Below are 4,785 nucleotides of genomic sequence, written 5' to 3'. Positions count from 1 at the left end.
ACTGCATTGGCAACGCCACAAATGAAAAAAGCCTAATAAATTTTTAATTTATTAGGCTTATAATGGTCGGGGTGGCAGGATTCGAACCTGCGACCTCCGCGTCCCAAACGCGGCGCGATAACCGGGCTACGCTACACCCCGATGTGGTTATCTAAAAAATTGCGGAGAGACAGGGACTCGAACCCTGGCGACAGTTACCCGTCGACAGATTAGCAATCTGCTCCATTACCACTCTGGCACCTCTCCTATTTTGTTAAAGAACATGTTCTAAATGCGGATGCAAATGTAGGCCTTCATTCCAAAGAAAGCAACTATTTTTAAGACTTTTTAAAATGATTTTTTTATTCTGGATATTCTATCCTGAGATGGAAGATGTTAGCTAATTTATTTTTCAATATTTTCTTGATGGATTCAATCTCTTTAAAGGTAATATCGGCATTTAAAAACTGCCCGTCCTCCATTTGCTTATTGATAATGTTTTCTACAAAGTGGTTGATTTTTGTTGAAGACGGGTCTTTTAAACTTTTCGAAGCCGCTTCTACACTATCACACATCATCAAAATTGCCGTTTCTTTACTAAAAGGCTTTGGACCTGGATATCTGAAATCGGCAATATCTGTGGCAATGTCCATTTCCTTTTCTTTCATGTAAAAATAATAGATCACACTGGTGCCATGATGTGTCCTAATAAAATCGATCACACGATCCGGCAAGTTGTTCTTCTTTGCTATTTCGATTCCGTCCAAGACATGTGCGAAAATGATGTTTGTACTTTCTTGTGGAGATAATTCATCATGCGGATTAATACCGGTAGATTGGTTCTCGGTAAAATACGTCGGATTTTTCATTTTCCCGATATCATGATAAAGGGCTCCTACCCTGACCAACATCGCGTTCGCACCAATTTCATTAGCTGAGGCTTCGGCCAAATTAGCTACATTTAAACTATGATGAAACGTTCCGGGTGCCTTGTTTGATAGTTCTTTCAAAAGCTTAGTATTCGTGTCTGAAAGCTCCAATAGGGAAACATCCGACACCAATCCAAACAACTTCTCATAGATATATATCAGTGGCTGCACAAAAAGGGTGGCCAATCCACATAAAATGAACATTCCGAAAGCTTCAAAGTTCAAGGTGGCGATACTACCTTCGTGAATTACGAAAAAAGCAAAATAAGTTATGATATAAATAAGCGTGATCTGGCCTACCGAAATAAATAAATTAGCGCGTTTGTACAATTCAGAAACGGTGAGGATGGTAACTATACCGGCTATAATTTGTAGAAACATATATTCATAGCTGTTTGGTACAACAAAGCCCAACAAAAGCACAGTTAGAACATGAGCAAACAAACCTAACCTTGAATCAAAAAACGCTTTTAGAACCAATGGAAGAACACAAAGCGGCACCACGTAAACATACTTGGAGTTGTAATTGACAATGAGCGTTGTCAACAACACCATTAAGAGGATATTAAAAAATATAAACGTTACTTTTGTATTGTCCAAAAACACTTCTATCCTATATTTTCTTAAAAACAGAAGCAACATCAATAAAGTCAACGACACTAATATGGCATAGGAAATTACAACCCACGTATAATTGGAAGAACTCCAAACCTGAGATTCATATTCTGATTCCAAAGACTTTAGGATGTCATATTTATGGCCTTCAACTAATTCGCCTTTAGAGATGATTAAGGTTTCCCTCTCAACATTACCGCGTGTTGAAGATATCTTATCCAATTCCTCATTCAGTGCATTTTGTGTAATGGATTTATTGACCTTAAGATTGGGCTCAATCAAATCAAAAAACATGGACACAAAAACCGCAGTAAACTTTGAGTTGCCTCGATCTTCCAATTGTTTTTCCAACAATCTCCTAAAAGCATCTATTTTTGAAAGTTCAGAATAAGTGGTAGAGGCAATTTGGTTTTGACCGTCCAATAGGATGACATTCTTATCATTTGGGTAATTGTAATCTTCCTCTAATACCCCATTTTTATAAATCTCGTTCAGCACGGTTTTGCCCACTCGGAAAAGTTCAGTCTTTTTCCTGCCCAAGGAGTCATGAAAGGTAGCGTTGAATTTCTTATTGTAATCGTCTAAAACAAAATCCTTAACCTCCTCTATGAGGTCAAAATATACGGCGCTTTCCTTTACTATAGCAGATTTTTCTTTTTGTAATTCCTCTGGCGATTTTTGAATGGCAAAATCAAAAGGCGCATAAAGGTTTTCAGACTGCCATGGTTTATTTTTATCAAAATTGTATTTGAATTTGCCACTTTTTGGGAAGAGATAAACTATTAAAAAAGTAGTCCCAATAAAGAGAAGGATTTTGTAAATAAGGGCATGACTCTTATACCACTTGTTTATAATGTTTTTCATCAAAGTTGCATCAATTGTCTTTCAAAAGTAATAAAATATAAAGGGATTTGTAGGTTTAACGTCAGGATTCATTCCAAAATCAATTTAAAAATGTTTAATTTTGCATCATTCAAATCAAAACCCACTAAAAATGAGTAAAGAAGTCGTCATTGTATCCGCAGCAAGAACTCCGATAGGTAGTTTTTTAGGTGCTTTATCTACAGTTCCTGCACCAAGATTAGGAGCTATTGCCATAAAAGGTGCCCTGGATAAAATCAACCTCAATCCTGAATTAGTGCAGGAAGTGATTATGGGCAACGTCGTTCAAGCTGGAACAGGACAAGCACCTGCACGCCAAGCGGCTATTTATGCTGGAATTCCTGATACCGTACCTTGTACAACAGTCAATAAAGTATGCGCTTCTGGAATGAAAGCTGTCATGCAGGCCGCTCAAGCCATTGCACTTGGAGATGCTGATATCATAGTTGCTGGTGGGATGGAAAACATGAGTCTGATCCCTCATTATTTACACGCAAGAAACGGTACTAAATTTGGACCTGCTACTTTAATTGATGGGATGCAAAAAGACGGATTGGTAGATGCCTATGATGATAATGCCATGGGTGTATGTGCTGATGCCTGCGCCACAGAATATGAATTTAGCAGAGAGGATCAAGATGCGTTTGCGATTCAATCTTATAAAAGATCTGCGGCTGCTTGGGATTCAGGTAAATTTGATAATGAGGTTGTTCCGGTAGAAGTTCCTCAACGTCGTGGAGAGCCTGTTGTTGTTTCAAAAGACGAAGAATATACCAATGTAATGATGGACAAAATTCCGTCGTTAAGACCTGCGTTTACAAAAGATGGTACGGTGACGGCTGCAAATGCCTCGACCATTAATGATGGCGCTGGTGCAGTAGTTTTGATGAGTAAGGAAAAGGCCGACGAACTCGGATTGAAGCCTTTAGCCATTATAAAAGGCTATGCTGATGCCGCCCAAGAACCAAAATGGTTTACTACGGCTCCAGCCAAGGCATTGCCAAAAGCGCTGGACAAGGCAGGAATTTCAATTGATGATGTGGACTATTTTGAGTTCAATGAGGCTTTTTCTATAGTAGGATTGGCGAATATGAAGCTCTTAGGTCTCAATGACAGCAATGTCAATGTCAATGGAGGTGCAGTATCTTTAGGACATCCACTAGGTTGCTCAGGGGTTCGGATTATCATCACCCTGTTGAACGTATTAGAACAAAACAATGCAAAAATTGGAGCAGCAGCCATTTGTAATGGTGGCGGAGGCGCTTCAGCAATGGTTATCGAACGCTTCAAATAATCAGTAAATTATAGATTCATATCACAGTAATTATTGATGGATTACTTTTCAATGACAACACTTTTTTATTTCACATTATTAGGCAATCATCACCTAATGATCAATAAAAACAGTCAATAGACCATGTCCCCTCTATGACCTACGGAATTGCAAATTTAAGCATCGTCCCTTTAAGAATAGAACCTGCAGATACTACTGAACTTGTGTCCCAAGTATTATATGGTGAAATTTTCAAGGTGACTGAAAGGCGAAAAAAATGGAGTAAAATCCGTTTGGATTATGATCAATTTGAAGGATGGATCGATAACAACCAATATCTCGAGCTTCCAGAATCTGAATATAACACATTGGCAGACTCTCCTCGTAGACTGTCTGGTGATTTAATAGAATTCGTCCAAGACTCCAATAATCAATTACTCACCATCCCGTTGGGATCTTCATTGACCGCCTTGGATTTTCTTGAGCATTTTTTTGACGGAAATTGTGTTGAAGGAACCCAACCAAAATCAAAGTTAATAGAGACTGCTTTCTTGTATCGTAACGCTCCTTATTTATATGGAGGAAAAACACCTTTTGGCATTGATGCTTCAGGTTTGACGCAAATGGTTTATAAACTGAATGGTTATAACTTATACCGAGCAGTAGAACAACAAGCAAAACAAGGTGAAGCCTTAAGTTTTATAGAAGAAAGCGAAGCTGGAGATTTAGCTTTTTTCGATAATAATGAAGGGCAGATTGTACATGTTGGCATTATTATGCCCGATAATTACATCATCCATGCCCACGGGAAAGTACGTATTGATCGGTTAGATCATTCAGGGATTTACAATACAGATGTAAAAATGCATACCCATAAACTTCGGGTCATTAAAAAAATTATATAAAAAAAATGCTACCTCAATGAGATAGCATTTTTTTTGATGGTAATAGCCTATTCATGGTCTACTAATTTTGACCTGTTTCCAAAGCGGCAACTTTAGCTTGCATCTCTTTTTGCTTAGCAGTATCACCTAAAGCACTGTAAATATTTACTAAGGTTTTTGCTGTTTGCAAATCTGTTGGTCTTAATTTAAGTGTCGTTTCCAA

Annotated in this window: 3 protein-coding genes and 2 tRNA genes; 2 read left to right on the top strand and 3 right to left on the bottom strand. The window is 38.1% G+C overall.

The genetic code is table 11. The features are described 5' to 3' along the window. Nucleotides 1–63 precede the first annotated feature (63 nt). The 3 genes from VLZ86_RS06300 to VLZ86_RS06290 all read right to left on the bottom strand — a co-directional run bounded on the left by VLZ86_RS06300 (nucleotide 64) and on the right by VLZ86_RS06290 (nucleotide 2,387). Nucleotides 64–141 (bottom strand) — tRNA-Pro (locus tag VLZ86_RS06300). 21 nt (nucleotides 142–162) lie between these two features. Next, nucleotides 163–246, bottom strand: a tRNA-Ser gene (locus tag VLZ86_RS06295). A gap of 95 nt (nucleotides 247–341) precedes the next feature. Continuing rightward, complete coding sequence (locus tag VLZ86_RS06290) at nucleotides 342–2,387, bottom strand: HDIG domain-containing metalloprotein (RefSeq protein ID WP_325449786.1); 2,046 nt, start codon at nucleotides 2,385–2,387, stop codon at nucleotides 342–344. A gap of 130 nt (nucleotides 2,388–2,517) precedes the next feature. On the opposite strand from VLZ86_RS06290, the gene VLZ86_RS06285 reads away from it, so the two are divergent. Further along, a complete protein-coding gene (locus VLZ86_RS06285; protein WP_325449785.1) occupies nucleotides 2,518–3,699 on the top strand; it encodes an acetyl-CoA C-acyltransferase in 1,182 nt (393 codons plus the stop codon). A gap of 134 nt (nucleotides 3,700–3,833) precedes the next feature. Beyond that, nucleotides 3,834–4,583, top strand: a complete 750-nt coding sequence (locus VLZ86_RS06280; RefSeq protein WP_325449784.1) for an NlpC/P60 family protein — start codon at nucleotides 3,834–3,836, stop codon at nucleotides 4,581–4,583. The last annotated feature ends 202 nt before the right edge of the window (nucleotides 4,584–4,785 follow it).

This window comes from Gelidibacter sp., assembly GCF_035515035.1.
In the GTDB taxonomy this organism is placed as follows: domain Bacteria; phylum Bacteroidota; class Bacteroidia; order Flavobacteriales; family Flavobacteriaceae; genus Gelidibacter.
Note: the sequence above shows the minus strand (reverse complement) of the source record. Positions and strands in the feature narration are given on the sequence as shown.